This window comes from Cellulosimicrobium cellulans (assembly GCF_024124905.1).
GTDB lineage: Bacteria > Actinomycetota > Actinomycetes > Actinomycetales > Cellulomonadaceae > Cellulosimicrobium > Cellulosimicrobium cellulans_G.
In genome coordinates, this window is record NZ_JAMXST010000004.1 from 562620 (window position 1) to 578839 (window position 16220).

Below are 16220 nucleotides of genomic sequence, written 5' to 3' on the forward strand. Positions count from 1 at the left end.
ACAGCCCCCGCCGGTGCTGACCCCTCGCGCCGACCGGATGTCCCACGTGGTAGTTTTTGAACATGTTCAAAAGTGGCCTCGTCGCATGAGCGCGACGCCGAAGTCCGAGCGGACGCGCGCCCACCTGCGCGACGTCGCGGTCCGGATGCTGCGCGACGTCGGGTACGAGCGCACGACCATGCGCGCCGTCGCCGCCGCGGCGGGGGTGAGCACCGGGAACGCCTACTACCACTTCCCGTCCAAGGACGCGCTCGTCCAGGAGCTCTACCTCGAGGTGCAGCGCGAGCACGCCGAGCGCGCCGCGCCCGTGCTCGCCGCGGGCGGCTCGCTCGCCGAGCGGCTGCGCGGCGTCTGGGGAGCGTCGGTCGACGCGTTCGCCCCCTTCCACGCGTTCGGCGGCGAGTTCGTGTCCGTCGCGATCCGCCCGGGCTCGGACGCGAGCCCCTTCTCCGCGGCCTCCGCCGCCTCGCGCGACCTCTCGCGCGACCTGTTCGAGCGGGTCGTCGCCGGGGCGTCGACGCGCGTCCCCGAGCGGCTGCGCGCCCAGCTCCCCGAGCTGCTGTGGTTGGCCCAGCTCGGCATCACCCTGTTCTGGGTCCACGACACCTCGCCCGGGTTCGCGCGCACGCGCCGGCTCGTCGACGGCGGGGCGGCGCTCGTCGGCAGCCTCGTCCGGCTCGCGCGGCTGCCCGTCGCGCGCGGGGTGGTCGACGACGTCCTGCGCCTCGTGCGTGCGGTCCACCCGGGAGCGCCCGGGGCGTCCGCTGCGGCCGATGCGGCCCGCGAGCGCGCGGACGGGCCGGAGGCGGGCGCGTGAGCCCCGCCGGCGCAGCCCTCGTCTCGGGCCTGGTGATCCTCGGCATGGTCGTGGTCCTGCCGCTCGGCCTCCGGCTCCTGGGGCCCGACGTCGTCCCGGCGCCGCGCAGCGTGGCGTGGCCGCTCGCGGGAGTCGCCGGGTCGGTGAGCCTCGTGCTGCCGCACGGCACCGCGTCCGTGCTCCTCGCGCTCGTCCTCGCGACGGCGACCGTCGTGCTCGCCGGCGCCGGCGGGCGTCTGGCGGTGCGCACGGCGCGCGACCTGCGCGACGGGCGGGTCGCCGCGGCAGGTCTCGCCTCGCGCGCGGCGACCGCGACCGCGCTGGTCATGCCGGCGGTCGGCGCGAGCGCGCTGGTCGCCGAGCGCGCCGGGTGGGGGCTCCTCGGGTTCTCCGGGACGTATCTCGCGCTCACGGTCCCGCACATGCTCTACGCCGGGTTCGGCGCGGCACTCGTCGCGGGCACGGTCGCGCGTCTCGCGGTCACCGACCGGCTCGCGGTCGTCGGCGCGTGGGGCGTACCGCTCGGGACGGCGCTCGTGCTCGTCGGCTACCTCGTCGGCGACGCGGCCGAGCTCGTCGGCGCGGGCGTCCTCACGCTCGCCCTGTGGGCGACCGCGGTCGCGGCGGTCCGCTCGCTCGCGCGGACCGCCGGTCCGGCCGGCCAGGTCGGCGGCGTCGGCCCGGACGACGCGCACCGGACCGTCGGTGCGCGCTCCACCGGCTCCGTGAGCGCGGGGAGCGCCGCGGGCGCCCGCGCGCTGCTCGGCACGGGTGCGGTCGTCGTCGGGCTGTCGATGCTGCTCGCGCTCTGGTGGGCCGCGGGCGAGGCGCTCGGGTTCGCGCACCCGAGCCTCGACGTCATGGCGGCGACGCACGGCGTCGCGAACGCGCTCGGGTTCGTGCTCTGCACCCTCCTCGGGCTGCGGGTCCTCGCGGCCCGGCCGGCGCTCCCGCGCGGGGCGGAGAGCGCGGACGAGGAGCACCGCGACGCAGGGCAGGACACGACACGTGGGCCCGGGCGGGCCCCGGAGGGGAGTGCGGCATGACGTTCACGTACCCGGAGGTCGGCGCGACCCGGACCGGCGACCGGCCCGCGGGGTACCGCTACCTGCACGTGCGCCGTCGGCTCACCGACCGGCCGCGCACGCCCGACGACCTCGCGTGGCTCGGCGAGCAGCTCCTCACGTGGCGCGTGCACGCCGCGGCGCGCGTGCGCCTCGAGACCGCGGCGCCCGTCGCCGAGCCCGGTGCGCGCGTGACGACGCTGCTCGGCGTCGGGCGGCTGCGGCTGCACGAACCGTGCGAGGTCGTGTGGGTCGAGCGGTCCGCGTGCCGGGTCGCGTTCGGGTACGGCACCCTGCCCGGGCACGCGTTCGTGGGGGAGGAGCGCTTCGCCGTCGAGCGCGACGACGCGGGCGACCTGTGGTGGAGCATCGACGTGTTCAGCCGCCCGGTGCTGTGGTGGGTGCGCCCGCTCGCGTTCGCCGTGCCCACGTTCCAGCGGCTCTTCGCCCTGCACCTCGGACGCGGCGCACGGCGGCTGCTCGCCGCGCGCGACCGCTGACGTCTCGCCTCACGACCCGTGCGCGTCCACGGCCGCGCGGGTTTGCACGCCGGGTGTACGAAGTGCGCCAGAATGGGGCCATGACCGACGCCCGCAGCCCTCGTCCCGACCAGCAGACCGGCACCGCACGAGTCCTCGTGGGCCGCGTCGTCACCCCGACGGGGGTGCTCGAGGACGGTGTCGTGGCCCTGGAGGACGGGCGCGTCGCGTGGGTCGGGACTCGCGCGCAGGCCGCCGACGCCGGGTACGCGAACCTGCCCGCGGGCGACGGCGCGACGCTGCTCCCGGGCCTCGTCGACGTGCACGACCACGGCGGCGGCGGGTCGAGCTTCCCGGACGCGACGAGCGTCGACGAGGCGCGCGTCGCGGCGCGCGAGCACCTGCGCCACGGCACGACGAGCCTCGTCGCCTCGCTCGTCACCGCGCCGCGCGACGTGCTGCTCGAGCGCACGGCGAACCTCGCGGACCTCGCCGACGCGGGCGAGATCGTCGGCATCCACCTCGAGGGCCCGTTCCTCTCCGAGGTGCGGTGCGGCGCGCAGAACCCGCACGACATGCTCGAGGGCGACCCGGAGCTCGTGCGGGCGATCGCCGCGGCCGCACGCGGCTACCTGCGCACCATGACGGTCGCGCCCGAGGTGCCGGGCGTCGTCGGCGCCGGGGGCGTGATCGAGACCCTCGTCGAGGTCGGGGCGCTCCCGTCGATCGGGCACACCGACGCGAGCACCGAGCAGACCGAGGCGGCGATCGCGGCCGGCGTCGCGGCGCTCGCGGCCGCCGGGCGGCCCGGCGCGCGCCTGACCGCGACCCACCTGTTCAACGGCATGCGCCCCCTGCACCACCGTGAGCCCGGCCCCATCGCGGCGTGCCTCGCGGCGGCCGCGCGGGGCGAGCTGGTCGTCGAGCTCGTGGCCGACGGCACGCACCTCGCGCACGGCACGATCCGCAGCGTCGTCGAGCTGGTCGGGTCGCACGTCGGTGCCGACGGCGCCGTCGCGGGGCCGGACGCCGTCGCGCTCGTCACCGACGCGATGGCCGCGGCGGGCATGGCCGACGGCGCGTACGAGCTCGGACCCATGCGCGTGACCGTCGCGCACGGCGTCGCGCGGCTCACCGAGGGCGGGTCCATCGCGGGCGGCACGTACCACCTGCTCGACGTCGTGCGCGAGACGGTCGAGGCCGGGGTGCCGCTCGTCGACGCGGTCCGCGCCGCCTCCTGGACCCCGGCCGGCGTGCTCGGCCTCGACGACCGCGGCGGCCTCGTCGCGGGCCGCCGCGCCGACGTCGTCGTCACGGACGCCGACCTGCGCGTCCGCGAGGTCCTGCGCGCCGCCGCCCCGGTCGACCTCGCACTCTGACCCCCTGCGCGGCCGTCGCGCGCCCGACTGCACCGCCGAACCCGGGGTCGCTCCTCACCCAGCCCGTCCGGTGAGGAGCGACCCCGGGTTCGGCGCGTCGTCGGCGTGCAGATCGGGTGCGGCGTCGTCGCAGGTCGGGAGTGCGTCCGGAATCGGAGAGCGCGTTCTTGCTCCTCGGGCTTGACTCTCGTCATTTGTTCATCGAATACTCGTAACAGCGAAGCGCTTCGACGATGCGTTTCGACGAAGCGCTTCGACGGCCGAGGCGCGGAACCGGACCACAGGGGAGTGGTGACGATGGCGACGATGCAGGACGTGGCGCGACGCGCGCAGGTCTCGCTGAGCACGGTCTCCTACGCGCTGTCCGGGACCCGTCCCGTCTCCGACGCCACACGGCGCCGCATCGAGGACGCCATGGCCGAGCTCGGCTACCAGCCCAACGCGATGGCCCGCGGGCTCGCGTCGCGCCGCAGCCACGTGCTCGCGCTCATCTACCCCGCGATGGAGAAGGGGCTGGGCGGCACCGTCGCCGAGTTCGTCTCGTCCGCCGCGGAGACGGCGCGCGAGAACGGGTACCACCTCGTCCTCTGGCCCTTCCGCACGACCCAGGCCCCGGAGGTCCGCGACCTCGTGCGCCAGGGGATGGCAGACGGCGTCCTGCTCATGGAGGTCGCGCTCGACGACGCCCGCGTCGACGTGCTCGACGAGGCCGGGGTGCCGTACACGATGATCGGCCGCACGCGCGACGTCACGGACCGGCCGTCCGTGGACATCGACTTCGAGCGCACGACGGACGACGCGGTCCAGCACCTCGTGGACCTCGGGCACCGGCACGTCGCCCTCGTGAACCACTCGCAGGCGACGGCGGACGACGGTTACGCGCCCACGTTCCGGGCCGAGGAGGGCTTCGAGGCGGCGATGCGTCGGCGCGGGCTCGAGCCGGTCTCGCTGCGCGTCGACGAGTCCCCGCGCGCGGGCCGCGACGCGGTCGCGACGCTCCTGGGGCGCGAGCCCCGCCTGACGGCCTTCGTCACCATGAACGAGATCGCGACGTTCGGCGTCGTCGCCGAGCTGCAGCAGCGCGGCGTCGCGATCCCCGGCGACATGTCGATCCTGTCGATCGTCACGTCGCCCGGCGTCGGGGAGATGAGCAACCCGCCGCTGACCACGATGCACGCGCCCGGGGCCGAGCTCGGCCGCCTGGGCGTGCAGAAGCTGCTGTCCCTCGTGGACGGCTCCCGTCCGAGCACGCCGAACGTGCTCATCCCGTGCGTCCTCGAACCCGGCAGCAGCGTCGCCCCCGCGGCCCGCCGGGCGCCGGACGACGACGACCGCGAGCCCCAGGCTCGCTGAACCGACCGGCCGGGCCACGGGCCCGGTCACCCTCCGGCTCCAGCGCCGGAACTCGATGAGGAGGACACGCACATGCTGCGATCCCGGAAGATCTCGCTCGTCGCTGCCGTGGTAGCGCTCCCACTCGCCCTCGCGGCGTGCGGGGGCTCCGGCGGCAGCGGCGGGTCCGACGACCAGACCCTGACGATCTGGCACTACGAGAACGAGGACTCGGCCATGGGCCAGGCCTGGGCCAAGGCGATCGAGATCTTCGAGGAGGAGAACCCGGACGTCGACGTCGTCGTCGAGAAGCAGACGTTCGAGCAGATCCAGAAGAACGCCAAGATCGTCCTCACCGGCGACGACGTGCCCGACGTCATGGAGTACAACAAGGGCAACGCGACCGCCGGCCAGCTCGCGGCGCAGGGCCTGCTGACCCCGCTCACCGACGCGGCGACCGAGCGCGGCTGGGACGAGAAGCTCAGCGGCTCGCTCCAGACGACCGCGACCTACGACGACCAGGGCCTCATGGGCTCGGGCGAGTGGTACGGCGTCCCGAACTACGGCGAGTTCGTGCAGGTCTACTACAACAAGGACATGTTCGCCCAGTACGGGCTCGAGGTGCCGACGACGCTCGACGAGCTCGAGAGCGTCATGCAGGCCTTCAAGGACCAGGGCGTGACGCCGCTCGCCGAGGCCGGCGCCGAGTACCCGATGGGCCAGCTCTGGTACGAGCTCGTGCTCGCGAACTCCGAGCGCGACTTCGTCGACCAGTACCAGCTCTTCGACGGCGACCCCGACTTCCACGGTCCCGAGATGACGCAGGCCACCGAGAAGCTCGACTCCTGGATCAAGGACGGCTACGTCGCGTCCGACTCCGCCGCGCTGACCGCCGAGGACATGGGCGTGTCGTTCATCAACGGCACGTACCCGATGATGGTCTCCGGCTCGTGGTGGTTCGGCCGCATCGTCGAGGAGATGGACGCCGACTGGGGCCAGTTCAACTTCCCCGGCAACACGCTCCAGGTCGGCTCGTCCGGCAACCTGTGGGTCGTCCCCGCGAACGCGGACTCGCCCGACCTCGCCGAGGAGTTCATCGACGTCACGCTGCGCCCCGAGGTGCAGAACATCCTCGCGGAGAAGGGCGGCCTGCCCGTCGCCGGTGACGCGTCCGTCATCACGGACGAGCGCACGCAGCAGCTCACCGAGAACTTCCAGGCGATCCTCGACGACGACGGACTCGCGTTCTACCCCGACTGGCCCGTGCCCGGCTACTACGACGTGATCGTCAGCGAGCTCCAGTCGCTCATCAACCAGTCGAAGTCGCCGACCGAGGTGCTCGACGGCCTCGAGTCCGCCTACGTGGACGGCAAGGCGGACCTGCTCGACAGCTGAGCGGAACCGCCCGTCCCGGGCGGCCGGCCGGCACCTGCGTCGGCCGGCCGCCCGGGCACCACCCGAGCACCGCCCGAGGACCTCCCGCGAAAGAGACCGTCATGACCACCCGCACCGACACCGTGCCCGAGGCCGGGCCCGGACCCGCGCGCGAGGCGTCGCGCGCGACCGCGGCACGCCGCCGTCGTCGCCGGCCCGCCTGGCTCCCGTACCTGCCCTACCTCCTGCCCGGCGCGGTGGCGTTCGTCGTCGTGATCGGCTACCCGTTCGTGATGAACGTCTACTACAGCCTGTTCAAGTGGCGCGGCGGCATGGCGCCGATGCGCTGGTACGGGCTGGGCAACTACGCCGACCTCCTGCACGACTCGGCGTTCTGGACCTCGTTCCAGAACTCGATCGCGATGATCCTCGCGATGGTCGTCGTGCCGACCCTCATCGGCCTCGTCCTCGCGGCCGTGCTGTTCGACTACCTCGGCCGGCGCTTCGGCCCGCGCGTCGCGGCCTTCCTGCGCGCTACGTACTACCTGCCGCAGATCCTGCCCGTCGCCGTCGCCGGCGTGCTGTGGAACTGGATCCTCAACGCCCAGACCGGTGCGCTCAACGTGATCCTGCGCGGGATCGGCATCGAGAACCCGCCGAACTGGCTCGGCGACACGACGACCGCGCTGCCGAGCGTCATGCTCGTGCTCATCTGGGTGCAGATCGGCTACCCCGTCGTCATCTTCATGTCCGCGCTCCAGCGCGTGGACCCCGAGCTGTACGAGGCAGCCGAGCTCGACGGCGCGGGCTGGTGGCGCCGCTTCGGGGCCATCACGATCCCGCAGATCCGTCCCGAGACGTTCGTCGTCACGCTCACGTGCACGGTCGCCGCGCTCAAGGTGTTCGGTCCCATCTACGTGCTCACGCGCGGCGGGCCGGAGAGCTCGACGCTCGTCCCGAGCTACTACTCGTACCTCAACTTCTTCGACAAGTCGAAGGTCGGCTACGGCGCCGCGGTGGCGACCGTGCTGACCCTCGTCATCATCGTCGTCGCCGTCGTGATCCTCGCGCTGCAGAGCCGCGCCGAGCGTCGTGAGCAGGAGGGCCGCTGATGTCCACCGTCACCACCACCCCCGCGGACGCCGTGGCGCCGGGCGCCGACGCGTCCAGCCCCCGCCGCGCCCTGCGCGCCACGCGGCAGGACGAGCGCTACCGCCGCGGCGTCGGCCGCTGGTTCGTGCTCGCCGCCGCGATCCTCGTCGCCCTGCTCATGCTGTCGCCGTTCGTCATCATGGTGCTCAACGCGTTCAAGTCGCCGGCCGAGTACTCCCAGGACGGCCCGCTGAGCATCCCGAAGGAGCTCTACCTCGACGGCGTGCAGAACTTCTGGACGCGGACGAACTTCCCGCAGAAGCTCTGGAACTCCGTCTTCATCTCGGCGCTCGTCGCCGTGTTCGGCACGCTCCTGTCGCTGCTCAGCGCGTACGCGATCGGCGTCGGCCGCATCAAGGGCCGCCTCTGGATCGTCACGCTGTTCCTCGTGGCGAACATGCTGCCGCAGGAGGCGCTCATCTACCCGCTGTTCGACATGGCTCAGAAGGTCGGCCTGTCGAACTCGCAGTGGTCGATCATCATCATCTTCACGGTCATCCAGGCGGCGTTCGGCACGTACCTGCTCGCGTCCGTGCTCGGGACGTTCCCGCCCGCGCTGCTCGAGGCGGCCCAGCTCGACGGCGCCGGACGCTGGCGCATCCTGTGGCAGGTCGTCTACCCGATCGTCAAGCCCACGCTCGGCGTCCTCATGATCTTCTTCTTCATCTGGACGTGGAACGAGTTCTTCATCCCGCTGGTCATGCTGACGACCAACGACACCCAGACGATCCCCATCGCGCTCGCGTCGCTCCAGGGCGACCGGATGATGGACGCCCCGACGACCAACGCGGGCGCGCTCGTGTCGCTGATCCCCGCGCTGGTCTTCTTCCTCATCTTCCAGCGGACCCTCACCCGGGGCGTCACGGCGGGCGCCGTGAAGTGACGCTCTTCGTGTGATGCCGAGCCGCCCCGGGGCGGCCCCCGAGACACCTGAACGCACCGACGAAGGAAGCACCACCCATGAAGTTCACCGACGGGTACTGGCAGGTCCGGCCCGGCATGCACCCGCTCTACGCGGTCGAGGTCGACGACGTCCGCGCGGACGAGGCGGCCGGCACGCTCACCGTGTACGCGCCGACGGCGAAGATCCGCGGCCGCGGCGACACTCTCAACCGCCCGATGCTCACGACGACGTACTCCTCGCCCGCACCCGGCGTGATCCGGGTGCGCGTGGAGCACCACCAGGGTGCGGTGCGCCGGGGCCCGGCGTTCGAGGTGACCGGCGAGCCCGGGTTCCGGCCCGAGGTCGAGGTGCACGACGACGTCGCGGTCCTGCGGTCCAAGGACCTCGCGGTGCGCGTGCACCGGGGCGACCGCTGGCGCGTCGACTTCGAGGCGGACGGCGAGGTGCTGACCTCCTCGCTGCCGAAGTCCGTCGGGCACGTCACGGCCGACGACGGCCGCGCCTGGACGCACGAGCAGCTCGCGCTCGAGCCCGGCGAGCTCGTCTACGGCCTAGGGGAGCGGTTCGGCCCGTTCGTCAAGAACGGCCAGGTCGTGGACATCTGGAACGAGGACGGCGGGACGTCGAGCGAGCAGGCGTACAAGTCCGTGCCGCTCTACCTCACGACCAAGGGCTACGGGGTGTTCGTCGAGCACCCGGAGAAGGTGTCGTTCGAGGTCGCCTCCGAGGTGAACACGCGCGTCCAGTTCTCCGTCGAGGGGCAGTCGCTCGAGTACCTGGTCATCCAGGGCCCGACGCCCAAGGACGTGCTGCGCCGGTACACGGCGCTGACGGGCCGCCCCGCGCGCGTGCCGGCGTGGTCGTTCGGCCTGTGGCTCACGACGTCGTTCACGACGAGCTACGACGAGCAGACGGTGAACGGGTTCATCGACGGCATGGCCGAGCGCGACCTGCCGCTGTCGGTGTTCCACTTCGACTGCTTCTGGATGCGCGAGTACCAGTGGGTCGACTTCGAGTGGGACCCGCGCACGTTCCCCGACCCCGAGGGCATGCTGCGCCGCCTGCACGACCGCGGGCTCAAGGTGTGCGTGTGGATCAACCCCTACGTCGCGCAGCGCTCGCCGCTCTTCGCGGAGGCCGCGGAGCAGGGCTTCCTCGTGAAGCGCGAGGACGGGTCGGTCTGGCAGTGGGACCTGTGGCAGGCGGGCATGGGGCTGGTGGACTTCACCAACCCCGACGCGACCGCGTGGTACGTCGGCAAGCTCGAGGGCCTGCTCGACCAGGGTGTCGACTGCTTCAAGACCGACTTCGGCGAGCGGATCCCCGTCGACGGGATCGCGTGGCACGACGGCTCCGACCCGCGCAAGATGCACAACTACTACGCCCAGCTCTACAACGAGGCGGTCTTCCGGCTGCTCGAGCGCACGCGCGGCGAGGGCGAGGCGGTGCTGTTCGCGCGGTCCGCGACGGCGGGCGGCCAGCAGTTCCCCGTGCACTGGGGCGGCGACTGCGACTCGACGTACGCGTCGATGGCCGAGTCGCTGCGCGGCGGCCTCTCGATGTCGATGTCGGGGTTCGGCTACTGGAGCCACGACATGGGCGGCTTCGAGGGCACGCCGGACCCGGGCGTGTTCAAGCGCTGGACGGCGTTCGGCCTCCTCTCGTCGCACTCGCGCCTGCACGGCTCGGGCTCGGTGCGGGTCCCGTGGGCGTTCGACGACGAGGCCGTCGACGTCACGCGCAAGTTCACGCACCTCAAGCTTTCGCTCATGCCGTACCTCGGGCGGGTGGCCGAGGAGGCGCACACCGACGGCGTGCCGATGATGCGGCCGCTCGTGCTCGAGCTCCCGCACGACCGCGCCGGGTACACCGCGGACACGCAGTACCTGCTGGGCGACGCGCTCCTCGTCGCGCCGGTGTTCCGCGCGGACGGCCGCGTGGAGTACTACGTGCCGGAGGGCACGTGGACGCGTCTCGTGCAGCCCGACGACGGCCCCGCCCTGAGCGAGACCGTGACGGGCCCGCGCTGGGTCACCGAGACCCACGGGTTCGACTCGCTCCCGGTGCTCGTGCGCCCGGGCACCGTCCTGCCGGTCGGCGCCCGCACGGACCGGCCGGACTACGCCTGGGCCGACGGCGTCACGCTGCACGCGTTCGAGCTGCCCGACGGGTACGACGAGCTCGTGGTCGTCCCGCCGTCGGACGGCGCGCCCGGGGCCACGTTCCGCGTCCGCCGGTCGGGCGCGACGCTCACCGTCTCGTCCGACGACGCCCCTGCGGCCTGGTCCGTCCGGGCCGGCTCCGCGGCGGCCGAGGCGCACGGCGCGACGAGCGTGACGATCGACCTCGGCTGAGGACGTATCCTGGGCGAGCATGTCATGGAAGCGCTCCCATGGCATGCTCGCCCTGCACTTCCCGCGCGTGCCGCGCTCGCACCCACCGAGACGCACGCGCACCCACCGACCACCCGTCGCGGACCGCGTCGTCCGACGACCGACCAGCGAGGACCCTCGTGACCACCGACACCACCGCCCCCGTCGCCGTCGACGCGCAGGCCGCGCCCGCGTCGTCGGGCCGCCGCACGTTCCCCACCGACTTCCTCTGGGGCTCCGCCACCGCCGCCTACCAGATCGAGGGCGCCGCCGCCGAGGGCGGCCGCACGCCGTCCATCTGGGACACCTACTCCCACACCCCGGGCCGCACGCTCAACGGCGACACGGGCGACGTCGCGGACGACCACTACCACCGGTGGCAGGAGGACGTGCAGCACATCGCGGACCTCGGCCTCGGGGCGTACCGGTTCTCCATCTCGTGGTCGCGCGTCCAGCCGGGCGGCACCGGCCCGCTCAACCCCGAGGGCGTCGCGTTCTACTCGCGCCTCGTCGACGCGCTCCTCGAGAAGGGCGTCAAGCCCGTCGTCACGCTCTACCACTGGGACCTCCCGCAGGAGCTGGAGGACGCCGGGGGCTGGGCCAACCGCGACACCGCGCACGCGTTCGCCGAGTATGCCCGCCACATGGCGCGCGAGCTCGGCGACCGGGTCGACACCTGGACGACCCTCAACGAGCCGTGGTGCTCCGCCTACCTCGGCTACGGCTCCGGCGTGCACGCGCCCGGCCGCACCGAGCCCGCCGCGGCGCTCGCGGCCGTGCACCACCTGAACCTCGCGCACGGCCTCGCCGTCCAGGCGATCCGCGACGAGCTCGGCGAGGACGCGAAGACGTCCGTCACGCTCAACCTGCACGTCATCCGCCCCGACGACCCGTCGTCGGCCGCGGACCTCGACGCGGTGCGGAAGATCGACGCGCTCGCCAACCGCGCGTTCCTCGCGCCCATGCTCGACGGCGAGTACCCTGCCGACCTGCTCGCCGACACCGCGCACGTGAGCGACTGGTCGTTCGTGCGGGAGGGCGACCTCGAGACGGTGCGCCAGCCGCTGTCGATCCTCGGCGTCAACTACTACTCGACCGTGCGCGTGCGCCACTTCTCCGGCGAGGGCGAGCGGTCCGAGAACGACGGCCACGGCGCGTCGAGCCACAGCCCGTGGATCGGCGTCGACGACGTGGAGTTCGTCCAGCAGCCCGGCCCGTACACCGCCATGGGCTGGAACATCGAGCCCGCCGGCATGACCGAGCTGCTCGTGTCGGTGGCGACGACGTACCCGCACCAGCCGATGATGGTCACCGAGAATGGCGCCGCGTTCGCCGACGAGGTCACGGTCGACGCCGACGGGACCCCCCGCGTGCACGACGACCGCCGCGTCGCCTACCTGCACGACCACGTCGACGCCGTGGGCGCCGCGATCGACGCGGGCGCCGACGTGCGCGGGTACTTCGCGTGGTCCCTGCTCGACAACTTCGAGTGGGGCTACGGCTACGACCGCCGGTTCGGCATCATCCGCGTCGACTACGACACGCTCGAGCGCACGTGGAAGGACTCCGCGCACTGGTACCGCCGCCTCGTGACGTCGAACGAGCTCCCCGCGGTCGACGAGACCGCCTGACCGCGGTCGACGGCACCGCCCGTCGCTGAAGCAGACAGTCGCTGGACGAGGGCCCGCCCGGTCGCACCGGGCGGGCCCTCGCGTGCCCTGGTGGGCCGAGATTGGGCCTTGGTGAACCGAGGTAGAGCCCTGGTGGGCCGAGGTAGAGCCCTGGTGCGCGGAGGTGGAGCCCTGGTCGGCCGAGGGAGCGCGGTGGTCGATGATCGGCGCGAGCGGGGTGACCTTTCTCGCATGCCTCGCACTCGCCGCGCGACACGCCGAAGGAACGCGACACGCCGACGAGTCGGACGTTCGTCGCGCCCGGATTGGGGTGTTTCGTCGGCCGCCGGCGCGGGACCGCGCGACGGCGGAGGTGGCCCCGCAGGGCAGCCTCACCGGACCTCACAGGGTGTGGATCGACGTCGTCCCCACCCTGTGGACGATGCCCCGCGGTCCGCGAGAGGACGCCGTTCGTGGTGCTTCCGAGCGGTGGACGACGGGCTGTGGACGAGGGGCCTCGGAGGCGTGTCAGAGGGTGGTGGGACCATGGACTCATGGCTCCTAGCACACGCGGAGGGGTGAAGTTCGACCACGACATCTAGTGCGGTGGCGCGGTGTCGACCACTAGGTATAGTGGTTGCACACCCAGGGGGCCGGAGGCCTTCTGGCGAATCACACAGACGTAGTTCCACCGGTGTCCTTCGAGGTCAGAGACGTATCTCCCTCCCCGAGGACCGATCCCGGACAGAGCGCGAGAGACGAGGAGTCACCCCATGAGCGTCACGGTCTACAGCAAGCCGGCTTGCGTTCAGTGCGACGCGACGTACCGCGCTCTCGACAAGAAGGGCATCGAGTACTCCGTCGTGGACATCAGCCAGGACGCCGAGGCGCTCGAGCTCGTGCGCGGGCTCGGCTACCTGCAGGCGCCCGTGGTCGTGGCCGGGGACGAGCACTGGTCCGGGTTCCGTCCCGACCAGATCAACGCTCTCGCGCAGAAGGTCTCGCCGGTCGTCGCCTGACCGGCCTCCCCGGGGCGCCGTGAGGTGCCCCGGAACTCGTACGGAAGCAGGCGGAGCAGGGCAGGACGGAGGTGCGTCCCCGTGGGGTCGCTCGTGTACTTCTCCAGCGTCAGCGAGAACACGCACCGGTTCGTCCAGCGGCTCGACCTGCCGGCCCTCGGCATGGACGTGCAGCGCATCCCGCTGCGTCCCACCGAGGGCTTCCTGCGCGTCGAGGAGCCGTACGTGCTCATGGTCCCGACCTACGGGGGCGGCAACGAGGGCGGTGCCGTCCCGCGTCAGGTCGTGAAGTTCCTCAACGACGTGCACAACCGGTCGTTGATCCGCGGCGTCATCGCCGCGGGCAACACCAACTTCGGCGACGCCTACTGCATCGCCGGCGACATCATCTCCGCGAAGTGCCAGGTGCCCTACCTGTACGCCTTCGAACTCCTGGGAACAGCCGAGGACGCCGCGCGCGTCCGCGACGGATTGGGACGATTTTGGCAACGACAGTCACGGATTCCGGCGTGAGCGTGGCAGGCGGTGGCACGGTCACCGAGGTGCCCCTGGCGAGCGCGCAGCTCGACTACCACGCGCTCAACGCGATGCTGAACCTCTACGGCCCGAACGGCGAGATCCAGTTCGACAAGGACCGCGAGGCGGCGCGCGCGTACTTCCTCCAGCACGTCAACCAGAACACGGTCTTCTTCCACGACCTGCAGGAGAAGCTCGACTACCTCGTCGAGAACAAGTACTACGACCCGGCCGTGCTGGCGAAGTACGACCGCGCGTTCGTGAAGTCGCTGTTCGAGTTCGCGTACGCCAAGAAGTTCCGCTTCGAGACGTTCCTCGGCGCCTTCAAGTACTACACGTCGTACACGCTCAAGACGTTCGACGGGAAGCGGTACCTCGAGCGCTTCGAGGACCGCGTCTGCATGGTCGCGCTCGGCCTCGCGGACGGGAACGAGCAGGCCGCGCTCGACATCGTCGAGGAGGTCATCTCGGGCCGCTTCCAGCCCGCGACCCCCACGTTCCTCAACGTCGGCAAGGCGCAGCGCGGCGAGCCCGTGTCCTGCTTCCTGCTGCGCATCGAGGACAACATGGAGTCCATCGCGCGCGGCATCAACTCCGCGCTGCAGCTCTCCAAGCGTGGTGGCGGCGTCGCCCTGCTCCTGTCGAACATCCGCGAGCACGGCGCGCCGATCAAGCACATCGAGAACCAGTCGTCCGGCGTCATCCCCGTGATGAAGCTGCTCGAGGACTCGTTCTCCTACGCGAACCAGCTCGGCGCGCGCCAGGGCGCCGGTGCGGTGTACCTGCACGCGCACCACCCGGACATCCTGCGGTTCCTCGACACCAAGCGCGAGAACGCGGACGAGAAGATCCGCATCAAGACGCTGTCGCTCGGCGTCGTGATCCCGGACATCACGTTCGAGCTGGCCAAGAAGAACGAGGACATGTACCTCTTCTCGCCGTACGACGTCGAGCGCGTCTACGGCAAGCCGTTCGCCGACGTCTCGGTCACCGAGAAGTACGACGAGATGGTGGACGACTCGCGCATCCGCAAGACGAAGATCAAGGCGCGCGACTTCTTCCAGACGATCGCCGAGCTGCAGTTCGAGTCCGGCTACCCGTACATCATGTTCGAGGACACGGTGAACAAGGCGAACCCGATCAAGGGCCGCATCACCCACTCGAACCTGTGCTCGGAGATCCTCCAGGTCTCGACGCCCTCGACGTTCAACGAGGACCTCTCGTACGACCACGTCGGCCGCGACATCTCCTGCAACCTCGGCTCGCTGAACATCGCCAAGACGATGGACTCGCCGGACTTCGCGAAGACGATCGACACCGCGATCCGCGCGCTCACCGCCGTCTCGGACCAGACGAGCATCGAGTCGGTGCCGTCGGTCAAGCGCGCGAACGAGTCGGGCCACGCGATCGGCCTCGGCCAGATGAACCTCCACGGCTACCTCGCGCGCGAGCGGATCCACTACGGGTCCGAGGAGGGCATCGACTTCACGAACATCTACTTCTACACGGTCGCCTACCACGCGATCGCGGCGTCGAACCGCCTCGCGATCGAGCGCGGTCGCGCGTTCGGCGGCTTCGAGGACTCGAAGTACGCGACGGGGGAGTACTTCGACAAGTACACCGACCAGGTGTGGGAGCCCGCGACCGACCGCGTGCGCCAGCTCTTCGCGGACGCCGGCGTGCACATCCCGACGCAGGAGGACTGGACGGCGCTCAAGGCCTCGGTCATGGAGCACGGGATCTACAACCAGAACCTCCAGGCCGTCCCGCCGACCGGCTCGATCTCCTACATCAACAACTCGACGTCCTCGATCCACCCGGTGCCGTCGAAGATCGAGATCCGCAAGGAGGGCAAGATCGGGCGCGTCTACTACCCGGCGCCCTACCTGACGAACGACAACCTCGAGTACTACGAGGACGCGTACGAGATCGGCTACGAGAAGATCATCGACACGTACGCCGCCGCGACGCAGCACGTCGACCAGGGCCTGAGCCTCACGCTGTTCTTCAAGGACACGGTCACGACGCGCGACGTCAACCGCGCGCAGATCTACGCGTGGCGCAAGGGCATCAAGACGCTCTACTACATCCGTCTCCGCCAGATGGCCCTGGAGGGCACGGAGGTCGAGGGTTGCGTCAGCTGCATGCTGTAGTCGCCTGAGGCAACTATCGGTTGTCTCGAATCCCGACGTCGTCGGCCAC

The 16220-nt window shown here is 71.5% G+C and carries 13 protein-coding genes; all 13 read left to right on the plus strand.

What is annotated here, in order from left to right:
- Window positions 1-85: 85 nt before the first annotated feature.
- Window positions 86-817, plus strand: coding sequence for a TetR/AcrR family transcriptional regulator (locus tag NHH00_RS14655; protein WP_253053374.1), 732 nt, complete (start codon window positions 86-88; stop codon window positions 815-817).
- Entirely contained in the window at window positions 814-1863 is a 1050-nt protein-coding gene (locus NHH00_RS14660) for a YndJ family protein (RefSeq protein ID WP_253053376.1), read from the plus strand. The genes NHH00_RS14655 and NHH00_RS14660 overlap by 4 nt, the downstream gene beginning before the upstream one ends.
- A complete protein-coding gene (locus NHH00_RS14665) occupies window positions 1860-2381 on the plus strand; it encodes a DUF1990 family protein (protein ID WP_253053378.1) in 522 nt (173 codons plus the stop codon). Before NHH00_RS14660 ends, NHH00_RS14665 begins: the two co-directional genes overlap by 4 nt.
- A gap of 80 nt (window positions 2382-2461) precedes the next feature.
- Window positions 2462-3739 carry an N-acetylglucosamine-6-phosphate deacetylase gene (locus NHH00_RS14670; RefSeq protein WP_253053379.1) on the plus strand — a complete coding sequence of 426 codons (1278 nt, stop codon included), beginning with the start codon at window positions 2462-2464 and terminating at the stop codon, window positions 3737-3739.
- A 297-nt stretch (window positions 3740-4036) separates the two neighbouring features.
- Window positions 4037-5092, plus strand: a complete 1056-nt coding sequence (locus NHH00_RS14675; RefSeq protein WP_253053381.1) for a LacI family DNA-binding transcriptional regulator — start codon at window positions 4037-4039, stop codon at window positions 5090-5092.
- 72 nt (window positions 5093-5164) lie between these two features.
- Window positions 5165-6466 (plus strand): ABC transporter substrate-binding protein, encoded by a 1302-nt coding sequence (locus tag NHH00_RS14680; RefSeq protein WP_253053383.1) that lies wholly within the window; start codon window positions 5165-5167, stop codon window positions 6464-6466.
- A gap of 101 nt (window positions 6467-6567) precedes the next feature.
- Window positions 6568-7557 (plus strand): carbohydrate ABC transporter permease, encoded by a 990-nt coding sequence (locus NHH00_RS14685; protein WP_253053385.1) that lies wholly within the window; start codon window positions 6568-6570, stop codon window positions 7555-7557.
- Entirely contained in the window at window positions 7557-8480 is a 924-nt protein-coding gene (locus NHH00_RS14690) for a carbohydrate ABC transporter permease (protein ID WP_253053387.1), read from the plus strand. Before NHH00_RS14685 ends, NHH00_RS14690 begins: the two co-directional genes overlap by 1 nt.
- Before the next feature lie 77 nt (window positions 8481-8557).
- The gene (yicI, locus tag NHH00_RS14695) at window positions 8558-10855 is read left to right on the plus strand and encodes an alpha-xylosidase (RefSeq protein ID WP_253053390.1); all 2298 of its coding nucleotides are present in this window, start codon (window positions 8558-8560) and stop codon (window positions 10853-10855) included.
- A 158-nt stretch (window positions 10856-11013) separates the two neighbouring features.
- Window positions 11014-12504, plus strand: coding sequence for a GH1 family beta-glucosidase (locus NHH00_RS14700; protein ID WP_308202320.1), 1491 nt, complete (start codon window positions 11014-11016; stop codon window positions 12502-12504).
- A 752-nt stretch (window positions 12505-13256) separates the two neighbouring features.
- Window positions 13257-13502 carry a glutaredoxin-like protein NrdH gene (nrdH, locus tag NHH00_RS14705; protein WP_047232913.1) on the plus strand — a complete coding sequence of 82 codons (246 nt, stop codon included), beginning with the start codon at window positions 13257-13259 and terminating at the stop codon, window positions 13500-13502.
- 81 nt (window positions 13503-13583) lie between these two features.
- Complete coding sequence (gene nrdI, locus NHH00_RS14710) at window positions 13584-14015, plus strand: class Ib ribonucleoside-diphosphate reductase assembly flavoprotein NrdI (RefSeq protein WP_205205938.1); 432 nt, start codon at window positions 13584-13586, stop codon at window positions 14013-14015.
- Window positions 14012-16171, plus strand: a complete 2160-nt coding sequence (gene nrdE / locus NHH00_RS14715) for a class 1b ribonucleoside-diphosphate reductase subunit alpha (protein WP_440674301.1) — start codon at window positions 14012-14014, stop codon at window positions 16169-16171. Before nrdI ends, nrdE begins: the two co-directional genes overlap by 4 nt.
- Window positions 16172-16220: the final 49 nt, after the last annotated feature.